The organism is Robertmurraya sp. DFI.2.37 (assembly GCF_029211245.1).
GTDB classification, from domain to species: domain Bacteria; phylum Bacillota; class Bacilli; order Bacillales; family Cytobacillaceae; genus Robertmurraya; species Robertmurraya methanolica_A.
In genome coordinates, this window is sequence record NZ_JARGEJ010000007.1 from 1 (window position 1) to 20415 (window position 20415).

Below are 20415 nucleotides of genomic sequence, written 5' to 3' on the forward strand. Positions count from 1 at the left end.
TTCGTGTGAAAAATGCGGAGGAGAAATGTATCCCGAGTATTACAAAGGAGTACACGGTATAGAGTATAAAATTTCGGATATTCGCTAGACAAAAAGGGACCGGGCGGTTTTTGCCCGGTTTTTCTTACTGCGAAATCTCAGTCTCACAACCAACTGAAAGGACGAAGAGGAAATGTGCCAAAAATCAACGCAACACAGATCAATGCCACTGCTTAACATAGATATTTTAAGATTTTTGCTGCCATGTACGAGACATTTTGCTATTATTTAGTTGCCCGTTGCATTAAAAGGTTTTTGTTGAAACCGAACGAATTAAGGATTGTATCTAATCATTATAAATAATTGGTTATGTTTTAGGAGGGATATGAAATATATGGATATTTTTCAAGCTGCTGCACATAATGATTTGGTCAGTGTGAAAAATTTACTTAATGCAGGTTGGAACATTAATAGAGGAGATGAAGATGGATATACAGCGCTACATTGGGCAGTACAAGAGGGGAATTTAGAAATCGTAAAATATTTGTTAGAGCATGGAGCAAACATCGACAGTTTGGATCATGAAAACTACACACCTCTTGAAATTGCTTGCATAAAAGGGTATAAGGAAATGGTCGATTTACTAATAGCATGTAACTGTAATTTAGAATTACATCGTGATGGATTTACTCCTTTACATGCAGCCGTAGCAAGGGGGAGCGTTGAAATTACAAAGCGGTTACTCAAACAAGGGGTACAAGTAAACCAACAAGACCAAAACGGAAAAGGCTATTCCCCATTACACTGGGCTACGCAAGAAGGCTATATAGAGTGTGTGAAGCTATTGGTTCAATTTGGTGCGAATGTTAACTTGAAAGATCAATATGGTTTTTCTTCATTGTATATAGCCTCAAGTGAAGGGTATACGGATATAGTTAGCTTTTTATTACGTAACAACGCAAAAGTAGATACTATTTGTGAGCAATCTGGTAATTCCACACCTTTAATGATTGCTAGTATTTATGATCATCCTGATGTTGTAACACTATTGATTCATCATAATGCCGACATTGAAGCGAAAGATGATGAAGGCAGAACAGCGCTTTTTCAAGCTGCTTTAAATAAAAATAAAGAAGTTATAAGCATTTTATTAAAAAAAGGAGCGAATAAAAATATCATTGATGTAAATGGTAGGCGTCTAGTTGACATTTTAAGTGAAGATTAAGAGATTTGTTCAATGATAAAGAAATGGAAGTAATCTCAATCTATTTACTAATCCGATCAATAGCTAACTGAAAAGTCTTCATAAAAAAACAAGTGGAGGGTACTGACTTCGACTGTCTTCACTTGTTTTGGACTACAGTTCTTAATAAGAAAAATCCGCAATATATGACAAAATCCACAATTAAATAAAAAATCCCCAAAACAACTGAGATTGAGCATTAGCAACTGACTGTGCCAACGGCTTTTTCAACCTCCTCTTTTTCCTTTGAAAAATTTATAACACAATTTTTACTTCGAGCATGACTTTCCTTGTATATTTTTAGTTTTATTGGTGAAAAATGGATCTATAAAGAATGGAGGGTTATGTCATGAGAAGGATTGTATCTATGTTTCTAATATCGTTATTGGTTACATCATTCATTACCCCTGCTGTGTTTGCAGAAGAGAAAACAGGTGTTGAATTAGCGGATGATGCAAAATCCGCCATCCTTATTGAAAGAGATACTGGCACAGTACTTTATGATAAAAATAGTAATGAAAAATTACCTCCTGCAAGCATGACGAAAATTATGACGATGCTTTTAATTATGGAGGCAATTGAAAGTGGAAAGTTAAAAATGGATGAAAAAGTTCGCACGAGTGAGTATGCTGCTTCAATGGGAGGCTCACAGGTTTTCCTTGAACCAGGTGAAGAAATGACAACAGAGGAAATGCTAAGAGCAATTGCTATCGGTTCCGCTAACGATGCATCTGTGGCAGTAGCAGAAAGAATAGCTGGCTCAGAGGAAGCGTTTGTAGAAGAAATGAATACAAAAGTGAAAGAGCTGGGACTTAAAAATACCCAGTTTCAGAATACAACAGGATTACCTGCAGAGAATCATTACAGTACAGCACATGATATGGCCATAATCGCGAAAGAATTATTGAAGTATGAGGATATTACCAAATTTACTGGTACATATGAATCCTATTTGCGAGAAAAATCGGATAAAAAATTTTGGTTAGTGAACACAAATCGGCTTGTTAAATTCTATCCAGGAGTTGATGGATTGAAGACCGGGTATACGAGTGAAGCGAAATATTGTTTAACTGCAACTGCCGAGAAAAATGATATGCGAGTTATTGCTGTTGTATTTGGTGCTCCGACATCAAAAGCGCGAAATGCCCAAGTGACGAAAATGCTCGACTATGCTTTTAGTCAGTATGAAACACATCCATTATATGAACGCAATGTCTCCATTGAGAAAGCGAAAGTGAGTAAAGGAGATTTGAAAAAAGTAGATGCTGTAACAAGTGAGCCAATTTCCATCTTAACGAAAAAGGGTGAAAGCGTTAAAGATGTTCAACAGGAAATTGTAATGAACGAGAATATTAAAGCTCCTCTTAAAAAGGGTGACGAAGTTGGTCAACTAAAGCTTATGAAGGATGGAAAAACGCTTGTCCAAAGCCCATTAATTGCAAGTAAAGATGTCAAAAAGGCCAATTGGTGGATTTTATATAAGCGCTCCTTCGGCATGTTTACGAAGGCTGGAGATTAAAAACTTCATGACAACGCGTGTTAGAGGCTTTTGTCGAAATGTCTTTTATTCCAACTTTTTTTAGCGAATTGTTACTAGTTTTGTCTGCAAGAAGGAAATCGAGCACCAAATAACGAATTGACTCACTATGAAAGACTAAGGAGGTTGGAGTAGTGAGTCTAGACATTGAATTGGAAGTCAAGCAAGATGTTTTATGCATTCGTCTTAGTGGTGAGTTGGATCATCATTTCGCAGATGAATTGCGTGAACGGGCAACAAAGGCAATTGAAGAACATCAAATTCGTCATATTGTCTTGAATTTAGAATCTTTAACCTTTATGGATAGTTCTGGTTTAGGTGTGATTCTTGGTCGATATAAGCAAATTAAGCAAAAACATGGTGAAATGGTCGTCTGCGCAATTTCCCCAAGCGTCCAAAGATTATTTGATATGTCAGGCTTATTTAAAATAATACGTCTAGAGCCGACTGAACAATTTGCTTTGGAAAGATTGGGGGTAGCATAGTCAATGAAAAATGAGATGCATTTGCAGTTTAATGCGCTGAGTCAAAACGAATCATTTGCCCGGGTTACGGTTGCTGCGTTCATCGCACAATTAGACCCGACGATGGATGAATTAACAGAAATTAAAACCGTTGTTTCTGAAGCGGTGACGAACGCCATTATCCACGGATATGAAAATAATGCTGAGGGAATCGTCTATATTTCCGTCAAACTAGAAGACGATTTTGTCGAGATGACAATCAAAGATCATGGTTTGGGCATTAACAATATTGATGAAGCTCGTCAACCGTTATTTACTACAAAGCCTGAGTTGGAAAGATCCGGTATGGGCTTTACGATTATGGAAAACTTCATGGATGAAATCGAGATTCACTCCAGTTTAGGAGAAGGTACAGAGGTTCGATTAAGAAAGCATTTAACAAAGAGTAAAATGTTATGCAATTAAGGGAGTCTTGCCTATGGATGTGGAGGTAAAATCAGACAAAAATCAAACATATTTAAAGGACCATGAAGTCAAGGAGCTGATCAAAAAGAGCCAAGATGGCGATGGCGACGCAAGGGATATGATTGTGCAGAAGAATATGCGCCTTGTGTGGTCGGTCGTTCAACGATTTCTTAATCGTGGGTATGAACCGGATGATCTCTTTCAAATTGGCTGCATTGGTTTGTTAAAATCAGTGGATAAATTTGACCTCTCCTATGATGTGAAGTTTTCCACCTATGCGGTTCCGATGATCATTGGTGAAATCCAGCGGTTTATTCGTGATGACGGAACGGTTAAAGTCAGTCGCTCTCTAAAAGAATTGAGTAACAAAATCCGTAAAGCCAAGGATGAACTTTCGAAAAATCTCGGGAGAATCCCGACGATTAATGAACTGTCTGAGTTTTTAAATATTCCTTCCGAGGATATTATACTCGCTCAAGATGCGAACCGTTCGCCTTCCTCGATCCATGAGACTGTTTATGAAAATGATGGTGATCCGATCACTTTACTTGATCAGATCGATGATGGAAATGAAGGCAAGTGGTTTGACAAAATTGCTCTAAAGGAAGCGATTCGTGAGCTTGATGAACGGGAAAGATTAATCGTCTATTTAAGATACTATAAGGATCAAACCCAATCTGAAGTGGCAGAGCGCTTGGGGATCTCTCAAGTGCAAGTATCGCGCCTAGAAAAGAAAATATTGCAGCAAATGAAAGACCATATGGACGTCTAGTCCATATGGTCTTTTTACGTGTTTTTCTGAGTTCCCACTTTTTGGTGTTCATGAAGGAAATAGCTGTAACTCATACTATTTATACAAGGAAATCAATGTGTGGGATGTGATTGTAATGGAAGAAACCATTTATATTCGAATGCGACATCGGGTTCAAATTCGACCGCACGATACGGTTTACTTAAGAGATGTGGCGCAGATTATTGCCGATGAAAAAATATTGAAAAAGCTACAGGAATTAGCGATTTATCATGTAAATGAACAAGATTACAACATCATTATAATTGATGTGATCAAAGTGATCGAAAAAATTACAGCGGTTGTTGACAAATGTCAAGTTCAGACGGTTGGCCCGTCCCAAGCGATAGTGGAAGTCATCCGGAAGAAAAAAGGTGTCTCGATCCCTTTTTTTATTTTAATATGGTGCTTGCTTTTTTTCGGTGCTGCTCTTGCCATTATGTATTTTCATGAAGATGTGGCGATGCAGGCAACACAGCAGCGAATATATACAATTATTACTGGAAAAGTAGTGGATAAACCGTTATTGTTTCAAATTCCGTATTCGTTCGGTCTTGGTCTTGGAATGGTTCTTTTTTTTAATCATGTATTCCGCAAGCGTTTGAATGAAGAGCCTAGTCCCCTCGAAGTTGAAATGTTTAATTATCAACAAGATTTAGATCGCTATGTAAGCTTGACCGAAAATAAAGAAAGTATGAAGAGAATTGATGACGATTAAAATTGCGTTTATTATCTTTATCGGACTTGCAGGGGGGCTCGCAGTTGGCTCAGGTTTTGTTGCCTTTTTAACTGTGCTAGGGATCATCCCAAGACTTACGCAATTATCGAAAACAATGAAAATGATCATCGGCTACCAATGGGCCGTTGTTTTTGGTGCAGTAGTAGGAGGCTTTGTTAGTTTAAGGGATTGGACGTTTCATTTTTCTCCATACACGTTAATTCCTTTAGGTGCAGCAGGGGGGATTTTTGTGGGCATGATGGCTGCGGCGCTTACAGAAGTTCTAAATGTCTTTCCCATTTTAGCAAAACGAATTGGCTTAGAAGAAAAGATCGTTCTTTTAATGATGGCCTTTGTATTTGGTAAAATATTTGGCTCACTATATCAATGGCTTTATTTTGTTGGAGATTGATTCTGCGATGCCACAAACAAGTGCGATAATTTATCTTCACATGAAAGGAAAGGGTTTATGGGTGAACGAAAGCGCATCATAATCATTACAGACGGGGATGAATATGCCAGAAAAGCAGTTGAACATGTGGCAACAGAAATAGGAGGTCGCTGTATTTCAATGTCTCATGGGAATCCAACCGCTTTAACAGGTTCTGAAATTGTAGCTTTGATTAAGAAAGCTCCTTATGAACCAGTCCTTGTGATGTTTGATGATAGCGGTCTAGTTGGTGAAGGTTACGGAGAAAGTGCTTTGAAATTTGTGGCCAAGCATCCAGATATTGAAGTATTGGGTGTGTTGGCAGTAGCAGCAAAGACGCGGCAAGCAGAGTGGACAAGGATTGATGTTAGTGTTGACCGTTATGGAGAGTTGACCCCATATGGAGTCGATAAATATGGAGAGGCAGAACTGGAAATAGGAAGGTTAAATGGTGATACGGTTTACAGCTTAGACGAGCTCGATCTGCCTGTTGTCGTGGGGATTGGCGATATTGGGAAAATGGCAGGTAAGGATTCATATGAAATCGGTGCACCGATTACGAAGAAAGCGATTGAAATAATTTTAGAAAGGAGCGGATTTCATGAAAAGTAAAGGTCCTGTGGATGTGAAACCGATCCCTACTAGTCCTGAAGATGTAGAAAGCTATATGAAAGAAAGGATAGGTCTTGGTGAGAGCTTTGACTTAGGCGTTAGAAAAGTGAAGGTTCTCGGTAAAGAGGTTCAGTTTTATTACGTAAACGGTTTATGCGATACCGAATTTGTCATTTATATTTTAAAAGAACTTGTCGAGTTAAATGATAGAGAAAAGAAATCCGCAGATGTTTTTCATATTATTGAGAATCGCCTTCTTCATCAGTCGGTAGCTGTTGTGAAAACAATGGATGAATTAGTTGATCAGGTTCTTTCTGGCTTAATTATGATTGTAGTTGAAGGGGAAACGAGTGCATTTGCGGTAGATGTCCGCAATTATCCAGGAAGACAGCCGGAAGAACCAGCGACAGAGAAAGTCGTTAGAGGTTCGAGGGATGGATTTGTGGAGAATATTATTATGAATACAGGACTTACTCGCTTGAGAATAAGGGATGAACGATTAAGATTTGAAATTTTAAAAGTGGGAGAGCGCTCAAAAACGGATGTTGCGATTGCTTATGTAAAGGATGTCGCAAATAAGGATCTAATCGACATCATCAGAAAAGAATTGAACTCCATTGATGTCGATGGCCTAACAATGGCGGATAAAGCGATCGAAGAATATTTAGTGAAACAAGGCTATAATCCGTATCCTCTTGTAAGGTATACGGAAAGAGCAGATGTAGCGGCTACCCACTTATTAGAAGGTCATGTTCTCATTTATGTTGCGACATCTCCAAGCGTCATTATTACACCAACGACTTTTTTTCATCATCTGCAACATGCGGAAGAATATAGACAATCTCCGACGGCCGGTACTTTTATTAGATGGTGCCGATTTTTAGGGGTATTTGCTTCGTTATTTTTATTGCCTTTATGGCTAATCTTTGTTTTGGAACCATCTTTATTACCGGAACGGTTGGAATTTATTGGTCCGAATGAAGAATCGAATATTCCCATCATCCTGCAAATCTTCTTCTCGGAGCTAGGGTTGATGTTTTTGCGCTTAGCAGCTATCCATACTCCGACTCCGCTGGCAACAGCTATGGGGTTAATTGCCGCAGTATTGATAGGACAAATTGCTATTGATGTCGGCCTATTTGTGCCTGAAGTAATTTTATATGTAGCCGTATCAGCGATGGGAACCTTCTCCACTCCGAGTTATGAATTGAGTATGGCAAATAATATCGTAAAACTATTTTTATTAATATTGGTTTCAGCATTTAAAATTTCGGGATTTGTGATTGGAATGACTGCCTTCATCGTTTTCCTAGCAAGCATTCGCTCTTTAAGAAGCCCATATTTATGGCCGTTCATTCCTTTTAGTCCGAAAGCTTTTCTGCAAATCCTAATTCGGAGTTCAACTCCAGGATCAAAAATTAGGCCGAGCATTGTTCAGCCTCGTAATCGCCAGAAACAGGCATCAAACCAATAAGAATGGTATTTGTTAATCCCTAGTATAGAGATTGAAATTGATGTTTCCTCTTTTATATGGTAAAGTAATTTTTATTCATAATGAATCGAGTTCACAATATTAAAAAAAGACTAAATTTCTAGCTCTAGAATGAGGGGATACAAATGTTTTTACATGGAACTTCTAAAGTAAATGATAATGGTCATTTAGAAATAGGCGGAATTGACACAGTTGATATTATCAGTGAGTTTGGTACTCCTGTATATGTATATGATGTAGCTCTTATAAGAGAAAGAGCTCGTGGTTTTAGAGAAACCTTTGAAAAATTAGGGGTTAATTCTCAGGTTGCTTATGCAAGTAAAGCTTTTTCTACAATTGCTATGATCCAATTAGCTGAGCAAGAAGGACTCTCTCTTGATGTTGTTTCCGGTGGGGAGCTTTATACAGCTCTCTGTGCCAAATTTCCTGTTAAAAGAATTCACTTTCATGGAAATAATAAGAGCCGTGAAGAATTATTAATGGCACTTGAGCATGAAATTGGCTGTATTGTCGTTGATAATTTTTATGAATTGAATTTATTGGACGAATTATGCAAGGAGAAGCAGGTAAAGATGGATATTCTTCTTCGTGTTACTCCAGGTATTGAGGCTCATACCCATGACTATATTTTAACAGGGCAGGAAGATTCGAAGTTTGGTTTTGATTTACAAAATGGGCAAGCAGATACAGCTGTTAAAAAAGCACTTGATTCAGAAAATCTCAATTTATTGGGAATACATTGTCATATTGGTTCACAAATTTTCGAAACAACTGGTTTCATATTAGCTGCTCGAAAAATCTTTGCAAAATTACATGAATGGTCCGATACCTATCGTTTTGAATCTGAAGTATTAAATTTAGGCGGAGGTTTTGGGATTCGTTATACGCAGGAAGATGCTCCAATCCCAGCAGCACAGTATGTGGAGGAAATCATAGTAGAAGTGAAGAAGCAAGCACAGGCTTTTAATATGAAAGTTCCTGAAATTTGGATTGAACCGGGTCGTTCATTAGTTGGAGATGCAGGGACAACCCTTTATCAAATTGGTTCACGGAAAGAAGTGCCTAATGTTCGTAATTATTTGGCCGTTGACGGGGGAATGAGTGATAATATTCGCCCTGCATTATATGAAGCAAAGTACGAGGCGATTTTAGCGAATCGTCCGCTAGATCAAGTAGAAGAGACGGTTTCAATTGCTGGGAAATGCTGTGAATCAGGGGACATGTTAATTTGGGATTTACCTTTGCCAAAGGCTGGACAAAACGATATTTTAGCAGTATTTTGTACAGGAGCTTATGGTTATTCGATGGCGAATAATTATAATCGAATTCCAAGGCCTCCAGTTGTATTTGTTGAGGATGGTCGAGCACAGTTAGTTGTGAGAAGAGAGACCTTTGATGATATTGTCCATTTAGATGTACCGCTAATGGAACAAATAAAAAAATAAGCTCCTAAAAGCTTGGCTGTAAATAAAACTTGATTTGATCGAGTTTGCTTACAGCCTTTCTCTTTTTAACTCAAATCCATTTGAAAGATGTGATTGCTATTGTGGTAGTGATAAAATTTCATCTTGATCCTGTACTTAAACATGAATGAGCTAAAGAAGAGTTGACATAGGGATATAGGATACGGCCGAGAGCTTCCTCCAAGTGGAGCATACGAAGAATGATGTGGGCCACAAATGAGTATATTGATGTAGATATTAAAACGGCCTAGAACTCTAGGCCGATTAAAGTATTTGGATTATTCTTCTATCTACTGACGATAAGGGGAGCTTTTTAATTTCCGCCGCCAAAGAAGCTTTTAATAGCATCAATAAGGCTGACAAAAAAGCGTTTTAAACTGTCAAGAAATCCTTGACCTTCCTCACTTTCGAGGAACTTTGAGATTTTGTCCTTTGCTTGGTTGAGTTGTTCCCCAACTTGATTCCAGTCAATATCTAAATTTTTGAGTTTATTAAATAGAGCCATTAAGCTGGAAATTTCCTCTTCCGTTAATGTAATTCCAAGCTCATTGGCAGCTTGTTCAATGATGGCGCGTAAATCTGCATCTGTTTCGGGTGCATTTTTAGCGATTTCTTCTTTTATTTTTGCGATTAAGGCAGCGGCGTTCTCTTGACCAACAGATTCGCCAAGCTCAGCTGTTTCCACCATTTCTTCATTGGCAGCTTGCTTTACTTCTTCAGGGATTGTTGTATCCGCTGAAATTTCATAAGCTTTAATAATTCCAGTTAAAGCAGCAGTGCCGGAAACAGATGAAGGTGCTGTAATGTAAATGCTGGCATCTTTTACCCCAGCCGTAATGAGTGCGTTAATATACATTTCATCTGTAACCCAGTTAATATTTTTTGTTTTAACTTCTAAACCAGAGCCTTCTTTTCCAACTGTTATGGCCGATGAAGATATTGCCTTTGTACCAATTAACGATTTAGCAATGTAATTTCCAAGGTATTGATGCTCTTCAGAATTGGATACATAAATAATTTGTACATCATCAGGGGCTTCCATCTCAGCCAGTAAAAGATTTTTCTGTTGCTCGGTAAGGTTTTCTCCGAGCGTAACAATCATATCTCCTTCTACCATATCAGCAAAGCCTTGGATTGGTAGAAGCAAGAAAGCACAGAGAAGGGCTATCGCAATTTTTAGTTTCTTTAGCATGAAGTTTCCTCCTAATTAAAAAATCCTTTTATTTTTCACAGAGCTTCTTCGAACTGATAGACGAATGAAAGTTCAAGAAAGTTTCAATTTTATCGGTAAACGAAGAAGCTTCTACTACTATCAATATGTGCAAATATAAGCTGTTTGATAAGATATTTATAATATATGAAAGCCCGTTTAGCCTTATATTGATTTGATGCAACAAAAAATGGTTCTATATGGAATAAATCTATTATAGACTACCTATAAATAGATGCAAACTTTTCTCTCATGATAATTGAAGGATTGAAGAAATTCTATAAATCTTGTATGATAGTAACGATTAATGTAATGCTTCGCGATGTGTCTGCTGTCTTTTCCCATAAGAACCAAAATCTCTAAAACATCATACACTACATAAGGAAAAGAACTAAATGTAGATGAAAAATGAAAAGGGAGTTTAGTGAGCTAATCGTTTAAAATGAGGGAAAAATGGAAAAAATAGGTGTAGATGTTTATTCCATTAATGAGGGATCTAAATGTTAATTCGTTATAAAAAAGGTTTTGAAAAAATTGCCATGGGTTTGTTGTCGTTCATGCCAAATGAAAAAGATTTAAAGAAATTACAAAACACCATGAAGCAATATGAAGCTTCAGATAATTGGCAGCTTTTTCTCTGGAAAGATGAGGATGTCATTGGTCTAATTGGAGTTTCAATTACTGATGATGTGCACGTTGAAATACAACATATATCTGTAAATCCTTCCCATCGCCACCAAGGAATCGGAAAAAGCATGGTTAGAGCGTTAAAAAATCTCTTTCCTGATAAGGAATTAACTGCGAATGAGGAAACGGCTAAATTTATTGATAAATGTGATGTAGTCGAAGAAATGAAAGAAGACAGTGAATAATTATTCGCTGCCTTTTTTTTGTCTTAATTTAATTGCTTGTGCCCTTTCAATCATGACTTCACTTCGATCCCGAAGTAAATGGCGATGAACAATTTCATCGTTTGAAAGATCGCTTTTTTCACACCAGTTAAACCCTTTTTGCTGACAAGCTCTTTTACATGCTTCAATAAGTGAAGAATCTTTTATAGGTAATCTCATACTTACGTATTCTTTCCGTTCCTGAATATGCGTAAGTCGTGCTTTTAACATTATTAATAATTCTTCTTTGGACAATCCAAGTGAATCAAGATTATGCTGTTCGATAATTTTGAGCGACTTTTTCAGGGTCCGAGCTGCACCGCTAAAATTTCCTCTACGATGGTGATAATTCGAAACGGCAAGAAGAATCAACCCAACTAGAACAGAGTTTTTATTGTTTTTATCAACCTTTTTCCAATATTCCTCTAATATTTCATGACATTCAAAATAATCACGATCACCGTGAAAATGAACTAAGAACTCGATATACTCTTGCGGATACATCCGTTTCCTCCTAATCTCTTTTCCCTAAGTTTACCGCAGATTGAAATCGTGGTCGACCAAAAGCTATGTAATAAATATACCCAGAATAGCTCTGGGTATATTGCAAAAAAGTCTGTTAAGTGTATAGTTAATTAGAACCAAGCGGCACCAACAATAATGAGCAGAATGAACAACACCACAATTAAGGCAAAGCCTGAACCAAATCCATGTCCTGAAGACATATAAATCCCCTCCTACTTGTTTATCTTTTTAATACAGTAATAGCGTATGTTGGTGTGTATCGATCTGTTTGGGCTATTTTCCTAATGGAATGGTTTTAAAGGGTGGAAGTTAGTGGAAACCCCGCGCTATTGCTAAAATTTTATTGGATATCCTTCGTGAATCCTCTATACTAATAATAGTATTTATACATTCGAGTTAATTATATAATGTATTAAGGATAGCACCTGAGGCTATAGAGAAAAGCTCCTGTACTTCGTGATCGGGCTTTTGCCATTTTTTTAACTTGAGTAAACAATGCTGTTATAATTATGAAATCTAATAATAAAAAAGCTTTGGTGGAAAAATATGGAGCACTATAATGTAAAGATTGATGCGTTTGAAGGACCACTTGATTTACTTCTTCATTTAATCAATCGACTTGAAATTGATATTTATGATATACCTGTTTCTGAAATTACAGAGCAGTACCTGTTTTATATACATACGATGAAAGAACTTCAGCTTGATGTGGCGAGTGAATATTTAGTAATGGCGGCAACTCTTTTAGCGATTAAAAGTAAGATGCTGCTACCAAAGCATGAAGAATCTTTAGAGGATGAGTTCGAGTTTGAATATGAAGAGGATCCGAGAGATGAATTAGTTGAACGCTTAATTGAATATCGCAAATATAAAGAAGCCGCATCAGATTTAAAGAGCCTTGAATTAGAGAGAGGTTTAATGTTCACAAAGCCTCCAAGTGATTTAGCTGATTTTTCTACTGAAGTAAGTCCAGAGAGAAGAGATTTGGATGTCTCTCTTTATGATATGCTTGGAGCACTTCAAAAGCTTTTAAGAAGAAAAAAACTGCAGAGACCATTGCCAACGAAAATTTCACGCCAAGAAATTCCGATCGAGCAAAGAATGGATGAAATTTTAAGAGATTTGCAGCTTAATAAGGGAAGAAGGAGTTTCTTTGACCTGTTTCCTAGACGAGAGAAAGATCATATCGTCATTACCTTTTTGGCTGTATTAGAATTAATGAAGCGAAGAGAAATCATTGTTGAACAAGAAGGGAATTTCTCAGAAATTTTTGTGATGGGGAAGGAGTAACATTTTTGGAAGTTGTAAATTGGAAAGGAATCGTTGAAAGCCTTCTTTTCGCAGCTGGGGATGAAGGCTTGTCGATCAAACAGATTTCACAAGTATTAGAAATAGAAGAAGTATATGCAGGGGAGATTCTTCTGCAGCTTACAGAGGATTATGAAGCTGATCAAAACCGTGGTATAACAGTCGTGCAATTTGCTGGTCATTATCAGTTAGCAACAAAAAAAGAGAATTCTTCCTATTTAAAGAAGCTCGTCGAGTCGCCAACAACGAGTACTTTATCTCAAGCTGCTCTTGAAACACTGGCAATTATAGCCTACAAACAGCCAATTACACGGGCGGAGATTGAGGAAATAAGAGGAGTGAAGACGGAGAGACCGATTCATACATTGGTAGGAAAAGCTTTAATTAAGGAAGTGGGCCGAGCTGAAGGAACAGGTCGGGCTATTCTTTATGGGACGACGAAAGAATTTCTAGATTATTTTGGATTGAGAAGTATTGAGGAGCTCCCGCCTCTTCCAGAGAAAGTAGATGAAGAATATATTCAAGAGGAAGCGGATTTGTTTTTTGAAAAATTCCAGGAGACCCTTGATACTTGATTTTCTGACACAGACTAAAGAGAATATGATAGAATAAAAGAAGAATTTGCTTTAAGATGATGAATGACATAACAAAATAATGAACACGATCATCAAGCGTTAATAATTTTTAAAGAACAGAGGATGGTTACATGTTTATTACGGAATGTAAAGGGTATGAATTAGAAAAAACAAAATCAAATACTTCAGAGGATTTTTTTAATAAAAGTGAAGTTATATTTAAAGATGCAGGGATCGAGAAAACTTTCCAAGTTTTGTATGTACGATATTTTGATGAGTTTATTTCGGAATTTACACCATATCAAAGCGAACCTATTTTCGAAGCAGGAAGCAGGTCTGTTCAATTTAAAGATATTGTCGCATTAGCTTGTCTGATTAAAAATCCAGAATTTCGTAATCGTAAGCGGGTTTACATGAATTCGAAGACTGAATTCTCATCATTATTTAAAGAGCTGGATTTTGGAAAATTAACCTCCATTTTTACAGAATTAGAAAATGGGAAAGGTTTTGAACTCCGCTCTCCAGTGGAATTTATTGTCCAACCTTAGTAAACAAGTGTTATCACTAATAAGCATTTTCTTTATTTTTCTTCCGTGAAGACAACGAAAGCTGTCTAATTTATTCATAGGGGTGTATGAATTGGCAAATACAATGGTCAAATCACAACTTGAGGATGTAAGAGATTTTCTAGTAACGACAGTTAATACGCTCGAGGATTTTTTAAATCAAACTACCTTGAATTCTCTATTGGAGGAGGAACAGGGGAGTGAGGCGTACTATAAAACAATTTTGTCTAATGTTCGTAAACTTTTAGTTTACTGTGAAGAAGGATTGGAAGCTTGTGTAGTTATCCTGCAAACGGATACTTTCCCCAAAGGTGCCGCAGAAAAAACACTTTACCGCATATATCATCAATGTGTAGAGGAGTTTTTTCAACCGAAAAGTGATGCGTGGTTTGAAGATAGTCGTGCAGCATACACTGGCCACAATTCGATTAAGTTTCAAGAAAAAGTTCCAGAAACGGTTGTTAATCTATTAAAAGGATTAGAGGGAAGTTTCCAAAGTATACGAGAAGAACTCGAATATTATGAAACGGACTACCGTACGAAAATGATTCAATCTAAATAAATAATCCGCTTCTCCAAAAAAGCTGGATCAAATGTTGATAAAACATATTGATCCAGCTTTTTTTAGTGCTTACATCTATCGCAATCAGGTTTTGCTTCTGCTCCCTTCTCTCCGCCAAGTCAAGGGGGTGTATTGCATAGTGGGGAAATACATCTCGTTAAGTACAACCCGAGTTTAATGGCACAAAAGAACCCAGTGATTTTATTTTATCAAGTTTTTTATTTAGTTACGGATTGTTTAATTATAATTTCTATGCTTTATTTACGAGGCCCTTCTTTTGTGTTTGGTTACCGATTATAATTTTAATTCACACAAAAAATCGCCTAATCATACGATATGAAAGAATATGCAATCGTTCTGAAGTGTATTGATATAGTAACGAAATGAGGGTGAACAATGGGGAGATTTGAAGAGTATGTCAAAGAGGTTATGGAATGGAACGAGGAAATGAAGAAATTTATGGAAACTGAGCAAATTGATCGAGAGGATGAAATGTGGACAAAGCTGGATGATTTGGCAGAAGTGATGGAGTGTATGCAGCAACCTGGACAATTAACGAGTGAGCAATTGCTGACACTTCAATCGAGGGTTGAGGAACTCCATGATGATATGGAGGATTATTTTATTAAGCGGCAAGCACTCGGTACGATTTACATGAATGAGCCTTTTGTGGAAGCTGGAAAACATGAATTGCCTCCTTTGCCTTACGCGTACGATGCCCTTGAACCAGTTATTTCAGAAGAAATTATGAGGCTACACCATACCAAACATCATAAATCCTATGTTGACGGTTTGAATAGAGCGGAGAAGAAATTAGAAGAGGCGAGGAAAAAGGGAGATTTTTCACTTGTTAAACATTGGTCAAGGGAACTAGCTTTCCATGGTTCCGGTCATAACTTGCACACGATATTTTGGAATAATATGAGTCCTAATGGTGGAGGAAGACCTTCGGGTAAGTTGCTAAAAGAAATAGAGAGATATTTTGGGAGTTTTGAAGCCTTTAAGAAGCATTTTACTGAAGCGGCGAAAGCGGTTGAAGGAGTTGGTTGGGCCCTTCTCGTATGGTCACCAAGGGCTAGGCATCTTGAAATCCTCCAATCAGAGCGGCATATGCTGTTAACTCAGTGGGACACGATTCCTTTATTGGTATTAGATGTTTGGGAGCATGCTTACTATTTACAATATAAAAATGAGCGTGGCGATTATGTCAATAACTGGTGGGAGATTGTCAACTGGAATGATGTTGAGCAGCGATTTTTAAAAGCAAGGCAATTAACGTGGAAACCATATTAATAATGGCTCACAACCTTAAATATTCATAAATAAAACGAAGGCTCTAAAGAAGGATCTTTGCGTTTGTGCTACGCCTATAAAAACGCAAAAATTTAAGATAAGAGCCTTAAAATTTTTTTCTCATGTAGTTTTTAGTCATATCACATCTTGTCCCGCATAAACTTGTACAAACAAATAGTGCGAGGTCATGCATAATGAACATGAAGTGGAAGCTTATTATCTTTATTTTGATTTTTTCGCTCTTACTGACAAATATACCTCAGACGGCAGAAGCTTCTGTTTCGGTCAGTGCTAGAAATGCGATCTTAATGGAGCAGGAATCCGGTAGAGTCTTATTTGAAAAAAGCGCTCATGAAAAGCGTAGAATTGCTAGCATTACGAAGATTATGACAGCCATTTTAGCGATAGAATCTGGAAAGCTTGAGGATATGGTAACGATCAGTGATAGGGCAGAAGGAACCGAAGGCTCTTCTTTGTTTTTGAAAAAAAATGAAAAGGTTAAGTTGGAAGATTTGGTATATGGATTAATGCTTCGATCAGGTAATGATGCGGCAGTTGCTATCGCTGAGCATGTAGGAGGTAGCCTAGAAGGCTTTGTTTTTTTAATGAACGAAAAAGCAAGGGAGATTGGGATGGCAAACTCGCATTTTGCCAATCCTCATGGGCTGGATGATTCTGATAGCCACTATTCAACTGCATATGATATGGCGATTTTAACAAGATATGCGATGGAAAATGATACATACAAAAAAATATCTGGAACTGAAGTACATCGTGCCCCAAATCCTACCGAAAAATGGGACAGAGTTTGGCGTAATAAAAATCGCTTACTAACTGGTCTTTACGATTACTCAACCGGTGGAAAAACCGGCTATACGAAATTGGCGAAGAGAACTTTAGTTAGCACCGCTATGAAGGATGATATGAGTTTAATCGCTGTGACATTGAATGGACCAGATGATTGGAATGACCATATTGGCATGTTTGAGATGGCCTTTAAAAATTATGAAATGGTGAAAGTGATTGAAGCAGGAATAATCGAAGAAATTGATGATGATTTTTACAAAGAAAAGATTTATTTTGAACATGATTATCGTTATCCAGTGACATCAGAAGAAAAGGAAAAATTTCAAGTCGACATGAAGTTGCAAACGCCAAAAAGAGAATGGGAGGAAATGAGGGGTATCCCAACTGTAGTAGGGAAAGCAACCATAACTTTTGATAATAAATTGATCAAAGAGCTTCCTATTTATTATGCGATTGCAGATACTGAACAGCCCTCATTATTCGAACGATTCAAAAGCTTATTTACTGCTATGATCGGTGTGAACCACAATGGTTAATTTAATTTGGGTTTTTATGACAGTTTTCGGAGTGGTCTTCGCCATTTTTAATGGCACTATGAATGAGGTCAATGAAGCGGTATTTTCAGGGGCAAAAGAAGCGGTAACCTTGTGCATTGGATTAATAAGTATTTTAGTATTTTGGTTAGGAATGATGAGAATTGCTGAAGATGCAGGGATGCTAAAAATATTGGCAAAGCTTTTTCGCCCTCTTGTTAAAAGGCTTTTTCCAGAGATTCCAAATGATCACCCTGCTATGGGCTATATCCTTTCTAATATGATGGCTAATATGTTTGGATTAGGGAATGCAGCCACTCCGCTGGGGATTAAAGCAATGGAAGAAATGCGCCAATTAAACGGTGGATCAAATGAAGCAAGCCGTTCAATGATTACTTTCTTAGCAATTAATACATCGAGTCTTACATTGATCCCGACTACGGTAATTGCGATCCGAATGAATTATAATTCAGCAAATCCAACAGATATTGTAGGGACAACCCTCATTGCCACCCTTTGTTCAACGATAGGGGCAATATTGATTGATCGGTTCTTTTACTATCGAAGAAGTCGTAAAGGATGAATGATATATGGGTATTGTATCTGTAATTTCCTTATGGTTTATTCCAGTTTTAATCGCATTTATATTAATGTATGGAACCTTCAAACGGGTGCCAACATATGAGAGCTTTGTCGAAGGTGGAAAGGAAGGAGTCAAAATTGCTGTCTCTATCATTCCTTTTCTCGTAGGGATGTTAGTGGCAATCTCAGTGTTTAGAGCATCCGGAGCTTTAGATTTCCTAATGGGCTTTATACGACCAGGGCTTGAAGCGTTAGGTATTCCTGCAGATATTGCACCATTAGCAATTATCCGCCCGATTTCAGGGACGGCTGCTCTTGGTATGACAAGTGATATTATGGCAACTCATGGCCCAGACTCATTTATCGGGCGACTTGCAGCAACCATTCAAGGAAGTACAGATACGACATTTTATGTGTTAACTGTATATTTTGGAGCAGTGGGAATTAAAAAAATGGGTGATGCTCTAAAGGTCGGGTTATTGGCTGACTTCGTTGGCATTATTGCAGCTATCGTTGTTGTCACGGTAGTGTTTGGAGGATAAAAGATGAGCGATTTAAAAAAATAGCTTTTAATAAAAATAGTAGGAAGCACAGAGAAGTGCTTTTACAACCATACTCAAGTTTCGATGCTAGAACAGTTGAATAAGCTTCAATCCAAAAAAGTAAGTGAAGAAAAATGAACCATTTTTCTTCACTTACTTTTTTACTTTATCGTTATATTTAGAGGAATTTAAAACTTCACTCATCTTCTGCCATTGGCGCCCATTCAAAAAACAGTTGGCAACTCAGTTATGCCTATTTAGACGTCTCTTTTCAAGAAAATCTCGCCCTTATCTTAATAAGGTTTACTTTGAAAATAACGTGACTTATGTCATAATTCAGAAGGAAGAAGAAATGATAGACAACAACTAATTGAGGTGGCGGAAATGGAAAGATTACAGAAAGTCATAGCCCACGCTGGTTTTGCTTCGCGGAGAAAAGCGGAACAGCTCATAATAGATGGACAGGTGAAAGTAAATGGAAAAGTAGTGAAAGAATTAGGGGTTAAAGTATCTTCGACAGATAAGGTTGAGGTAAACGGAATCCCGGTAGAAAGAGAGGAGCCAATATACTTTTTGTTTTATAAACCACGAGGTGTCATCTCAAGTGTTAAAGATGATAAAGGTCGAAAGGTTGTCACCGATTTCTTACCGGACATTAAGCAAAGAGTGTACCCTATTGGGCGATTAGATTATGATACGACGGGGCTCCTTTTATTAACGAATGATGGAGAATTTGCGAACTTGCTTATGCATCCTAAAAATGAAATTGAAAAAGTATATGTTGCAAAAATAAAAGGCATTCCAGCACGAGAAAAAGTGAGAAGTCTAGAAAGAGGAGTGCAGCTAGAGGACGGGAAGACAGCTCCAGCTAAGGCGAAGGTTATTAGTATTGATAAGAAAAAACAAACCTCGATTGTAGAATTAACCATACATGAAGGAAGAAACCGTCAAGTGAGAAGGATGTTCGAAGCGATTGGGCACCCTGTTATGAAATTGAAACGGGAAAGATATGGCTTTTTAACATTACAGGGATTAAGTGTAGGAGATATGAGAGAATTGACTCCGCATGAGGTGAAACAACTAAGAACCTTATCAACAGCTACGGAAAAATAGGTTTTCTCTAGCATATTTTCAAAATAAAAGGTGTGAATAATTTCACTTATGACAAGGAAAAATTCATAGAAGTGTCACACATATTGGCAAAGATAACACGGTCAATATGTTGAAAAATGTTATAATTATTTCAACTTGTGTTCATTTAGCTTGTTACTCGGAGGGGAGAATACATATGAAAAAGCAGCGTTTATTGATTCGAACCGTGATATTGCTAGTTTTAGGAGCTGCTGTCGTCTATACTCTGTATGCTAATTTTACGAAAGATGATATTCAGAAAGTAGCAGTAGGCAAGAAGGCACCAGATTTCGTCTTAACTGATATGAATGGGGAACAACATCGCTTATCCGATTATGAAGGTAAAGGAGTTCTCTTAAACTTTTGGGCTACATGGTGTAAGCCTTGTGAAAGAGAAATGCCTTATATGGATAAACAGTATCAGGAAAACCAGGAAGAGGATGTACAAATTTTAGCTGTAAATATCGGTGAATCAAATGTAGTCGTTAATGAGTTTATAAAAAAGCATGATTTAACATTTCCAATTTTAAATGACAAAAAGCAAGAGGTACAAACCGTTTATGGAATCGGTAATTTACCCATTACGTTCCTTATTGGTCCGGATGGAAACGTCGTCAATGTCCATGAAGGTGAGATTATTAACGAACAAGTCGTTATAGATATGATCAAAGAGATAAAACCATAGGGTACGAGGAGTT

General features: G+C 37.4%; 24 protein-coding genes. 21 read left to right on the forward strand and 3 right to left on the reverse strand.

The window, feature by feature from the left end; genetic code table 11:
- Positions 1 to 364: 364 nt before the first annotated feature.
- From PZE06_RS05570 to lysA, 10 genes are all read left to right on the forward strand, one after another.
- A complete protein-coding gene (locus PZE06_RS05570) occupies positions 365 to 1204 on the forward strand; it encodes an ankyrin repeat domain-containing protein (RefSeq protein ID WP_150914827.1) in 840 nt (279 codons plus the stop codon).
- Between the two features lie 367 nt (positions 1205 to 1571).
- Entirely contained in the window at positions 1572 to 2741 is a 1170-nt protein-coding gene (locus tag PZE06_RS05575) for a D-alanyl-D-alanine carboxypeptidase family protein (RefSeq protein WP_191963163.1), read from the forward strand.
- A 152-nt stretch (positions 2742 to 2893) separates the two neighbouring features.
- On the forward strand, positions 2894 to 3244 hold the full coding sequence (gene spoIIAA, locus PZE06_RS05580; protein WP_095306629.1) for an anti-sigma F factor antagonist: 351 nt from the start codon (positions 2894 to 2896) through the stop codon (positions 3242 to 3244).
- Between the two features lie 3 nt (positions 3245 to 3247).
- Positions 3248 to 3688, forward strand: a complete 441-nt coding sequence (gene spoIIAB / locus PZE06_RS05585; protein ID WP_150914825.1) for an anti-sigma F factor — start codon at positions 3248 to 3250, stop codon at positions 3686 to 3688.
- Positions 3689 to 3701: 13 nt separating this feature from the next.
- Complete coding sequence (gene sigF, locus PZE06_RS05590) at positions 3702 to 4460, forward strand: RNA polymerase sporulation sigma factor SigF (RefSeq protein ID WP_095306627.1); 759 nt, start codon at positions 3702 to 3704, stop codon at positions 4458 to 4460.
- A gap of 115 nt (positions 4461 to 4575) precedes the next feature.
- A complete protein-coding gene (locus PZE06_RS05595) occupies positions 4576 to 5196 on the forward strand; it encodes a stage V sporulation protein AA (RefSeq protein WP_150914824.1) in 621 nt (206 codons plus the stop codon).
- Entirely contained in the window at positions 5186 to 5608 is a 423-nt protein-coding gene (locus tag PZE06_RS05600; RefSeq protein WP_150914823.1) for a stage V sporulation protein AB, read from the forward strand. Before PZE06_RS05595 ends, PZE06_RS05600 begins: the two co-directional genes overlap by 11 nt.
- A gap of 57 nt (positions 5609 to 5665) precedes the next feature.
- On the forward strand, positions 5666 to 6238 hold the full coding sequence (gene spoVAEA, locus PZE06_RS05605; RefSeq protein WP_150914822.1) for a stage V sporulation protein SpoVABEA: 573 nt from the start codon (positions 5666 to 5668) through the stop codon (positions 6236 to 6238).
- A complete protein-coding gene (locus PZE06_RS05610) occupies positions 6228 to 7712 on the forward strand; it encodes a spore germination protein (RefSeq protein WP_150914821.1) in 1485 nt (494 codons plus the stop codon). Before spoVAEA ends, PZE06_RS05610 begins: the two co-directional genes overlap by 11 nt.
- A 143-nt stretch (positions 7713 to 7855) precedes the next feature.
- The gene (lysA, locus tag PZE06_RS05615) at positions 7856 to 9175 is read left to right on the forward strand and encodes a diaminopimelate decarboxylase (RefSeq protein ID WP_150914820.1); all 1320 of its coding nucleotides are present in this window, start codon (positions 7856 to 7858) and stop codon (positions 9173 to 9175) included.
- Positions 9176 to 9506: 331 nt separating this feature from the next.
- On the opposite strand, the gene PZE06_RS05620 is transcribed toward lysA, so the two are convergent.
- Positions 9507 to 10385, reverse strand: coding sequence for a DUF1002 domain-containing protein (locus tag PZE06_RS05620; RefSeq protein WP_150914819.1), 879 nt, complete (start codon positions 10383 to 10385; stop codon positions 9507 to 9509).
- A gap of 518 nt (positions 10386 to 10903) precedes the next feature.
- On the opposite strand from PZE06_RS05620, the gene PZE06_RS05625 reads away from it, so the two are divergent.
- Positions 10904 to 11275 (forward strand): GNAT family N-acetyltransferase, encoded by a 372-nt coding sequence (locus PZE06_RS05625; RefSeq protein ID WP_150914818.1) that lies wholly within the window; start codon positions 10904 to 10906, stop codon positions 11273 to 11275.
- Here PZE06_RS05625 and PZE06_RS05630 read toward each other — a convergent pair whose 3' ends face one another.
- Both PZE06_RS05630 and PZE06_RS05635 read right to left on the reverse strand, forming a co-directional pair.
- Positions 11276 to 11797 (reverse strand): DUF309 domain-containing protein, encoded by a 522-nt coding sequence (locus PZE06_RS05630; RefSeq protein ID WP_150914817.1) that lies wholly within the window; start codon positions 11795 to 11797, stop codon positions 11276 to 11278.
- Between the two features lie 131 nt (positions 11798 to 11928).
- Positions 11929 to 12018, reverse strand: a complete 90-nt coding sequence (locus tag PZE06_RS05635; protein ID WP_150914816.1) for a YjcZ family sporulation protein — start codon at positions 12016 to 12018, stop codon at positions 11929 to 11931.
- 346 nt (positions 12019 to 12364) lie between these two features.
- Between PZE06_RS05635 and PZE06_RS05640 the strand changes: the two genes are divergently transcribed.
- The 10 genes from PZE06_RS05640 (at position 12365) to resA (ending at position 20402) form a co-directional block, all read left to right on the forward strand.
- Entirely contained in the window at positions 12365 to 13108 is a 744-nt protein-coding gene (locus tag PZE06_RS05640; protein ID WP_150914815.1) for a segregation/condensation protein A, read from the forward strand.
- A 5-nt stretch (positions 13109 to 13113) separates the two neighbouring features.
- Complete coding sequence (gene scpB, locus PZE06_RS05645; RefSeq protein ID WP_150914814.1) at positions 13114 to 13701, forward strand: SMC-Scp complex subunit ScpB; 588 nt, start codon at positions 13114 to 13116, stop codon at positions 13699 to 13701.
- 131 nt (positions 13702 to 13832) lie between these two features.
- Complete coding sequence (locus tag PZE06_RS05650; RefSeq protein WP_150914813.1) at positions 13833 to 14249, forward strand: hypothetical protein; 417 nt, start codon at positions 13833 to 13835, stop codon at positions 14247 to 14249.
- A gap of 91 nt (positions 14250 to 14340) precedes the next feature.
- Positions 14341 to 14829 (forward strand): YpuI family protein, encoded by a 489-nt coding sequence (locus tag PZE06_RS05655; RefSeq protein ID WP_150914812.1) that lies wholly within the window; start codon positions 14341 to 14343, stop codon positions 14827 to 14829.
- Between the two features lie 396 nt (positions 14830 to 15225).
- Complete coding sequence (locus PZE06_RS05660) at positions 15226 to 16122, forward strand: superoxide dismutase (RefSeq protein WP_150914811.1); 897 nt, start codon at positions 15226 to 15228, stop codon at positions 16120 to 16122.
- Positions 16123 to 16322: 200 nt separating this feature from the next.
- A complete protein-coding gene (locus PZE06_RS05665) occupies positions 16323 to 17465 on the forward strand; it encodes a D-alanyl-D-alanine carboxypeptidase family protein (protein WP_483314056.1) in 1143 nt (380 codons plus the stop codon).
- A complete protein-coding gene (locus PZE06_RS05670; protein ID WP_150914809.1) occupies positions 17458 to 18045 on the forward strand; it encodes a nucleoside recognition domain-containing protein in 588 nt (195 codons plus the stop codon). The genes PZE06_RS05665 and PZE06_RS05670 overlap by 8 nt, the downstream gene beginning before the upstream one ends.
- A 7-nt stretch (positions 18046 to 18052) precedes the next feature.
- Positions 18053 to 18586 carry a spore maturation protein gene (locus PZE06_RS05675; RefSeq protein ID WP_150914808.1) on the forward strand — a complete coding sequence of 178 codons (534 nt, stop codon included), beginning with the start codon at positions 18053 to 18055 and terminating at the stop codon, positions 18584 to 18586.
- A gap of 384 nt (positions 18587 to 18970) precedes the next feature.
- On the forward strand, positions 18971 to 19699 hold the full coding sequence (rluB, locus tag PZE06_RS05680) for a 23S rRNA pseudouridine(2605) synthase RluB (RefSeq protein WP_150914807.1): 729 nt from the start codon (positions 18971 to 18973) through the stop codon (positions 19697 to 19699).
- Between the two features lie 175 nt (positions 19700 to 19874).
- Positions 19875 to 20402, forward strand: a complete 528-nt coding sequence (gene resA, locus PZE06_RS05685) for a thiol-disulfide oxidoreductase ResA (RefSeq protein WP_150914806.1) — start codon at positions 19875 to 19877, stop codon at positions 20400 to 20402.
- Positions 20403 to 20415 lie beyond the last annotated feature (13 nt).

Coding starts and splice junctions, on each gene's coding strand:
- resA (WP_150914806.1), top strand. CDS start 19,875: ATGAAAAAGCAGCGTTTATTGATTCGAACCGTGATATTGCTAGTTTTA.
- PZE06_RS05575 (WP_191963163.1), top strand. CDS start 1,572: ATGAGAAGGATTGTATCTATGTTTCTAATATCGTTATTGGTTACATCA.
- rluB (WP_150914807.1), top strand. CDS start 18,971: ATGGAAAGATTACAGAAAGTCATAGCCCACGCTGGTTTTGCTTCGCGG.
- PZE06_RS05665 (WP_483314056.1), top strand. CDS start 16,323: ATGAAGTGGAAGCTTATTATCTTTATTTTGATTTTTTCGCTCTTACTG.
- PZE06_RS05675 (WP_150914808.1), top strand. CDS start 18,053: ATGGGTATTGTATCTGTAATTTCCTTATGGTTTATTCCAGTTTTAATC.
- lysA (WP_150914820.1), top strand. CDS start 7,856: ATGTTTTTACATGGAACTTCTAAAGTAAATGATAATGGTCATTTAGAA.
- PZE06_RS05610 (WP_150914821.1), top strand. CDS start 6,228: ATGAAAAGTAAAGGTCCTGTGGATGTGAAACCGATCCCTACTAGTCCT.
- PZE06_RS05635 (WP_150914816.1), bottom strand. CDS start 12,018: ATGTCTTCAGGACATGGATTTGGTTCAGGCTTTGCCTTAATTGTGGTG.
- PZE06_RS05600 (WP_150914823.1), top strand. CDS start 5,186: ATGACGATTAAAATTGCGTTTATTATCTTTATCGGACTTGCAGGGGGG.
- spoIIAB (WP_150914825.1), top strand. CDS start 3,248: ATGAAAAATGAGATGCATTTGCAGTTTAATGCGCTGAGTCAAAACGAA.
- PZE06_RS05660 (WP_150914811.1), top strand. CDS start 15,226: ATGGGGAGATTTGAAGAGTATGTCAAAGAGGTTATGGAATGGAACGAG.
- PZE06_RS05670 (WP_150914809.1), top strand. CDS start 17,458: ATGGTTAATTTAATTTGGGTTTTTATGACAGTTTTCGGAGTGGTCTTC.
- sigF (WP_095306627.1), top strand. CDS start 3,702: ATGGATGTGGAGGTAAAATCAGACAAAAATCAAACATATTTAAAGGAC.
- PZE06_RS05630 (WP_150914817.1), bottom strand. CDS start 11,797: ATGTATCCGCAAGAGTATATCGAGTTCTTAGTTCATTTTCACGGTGAT.
- PZE06_RS05650 (WP_150914813.1), top strand. CDS start 13,833: ATGTTTATTACGGAATGTAAAGGGTATGAATTAGAAAAAACAAAATCA.
- PZE06_RS05620 (WP_150914819.1), bottom strand. CDS start 10,385: ATGCTAAAGAAACTAAAAATTGCGATAGCCCTTCTCTGTGCTTTCTTG.
- PZE06_RS05625 (WP_150914818.1), top strand. CDS start 10,904: ATGTTAATTCGTTATAAAAAAGGTTTTGAAAAAATTGCCATGGGTTTG.
- PZE06_RS05595 (WP_150914824.1), top strand. CDS start 4,576: ATGGAAGAAACCATTTATATTCGAATGCGACATCGGGTTCAAATTCGA.
- PZE06_RS05570 (WP_150914827.1), top strand. CDS start 365: ATGAAATATATGGATATTTTTCAAGCTGCTGCACATAATGATTTGGTC.
- PZE06_RS05640 (WP_150914815.1), top strand. CDS start 12,365: ATGGAGCACTATAATGTAAAGATTGATGCGTTTGAAGGACCACTTGAT.
- spoVAEA (WP_150914822.1), top strand. CDS start 5,666: ATGGGTGAACGAAAGCGCATCATAATCATTACAGACGGGGATGAATAT.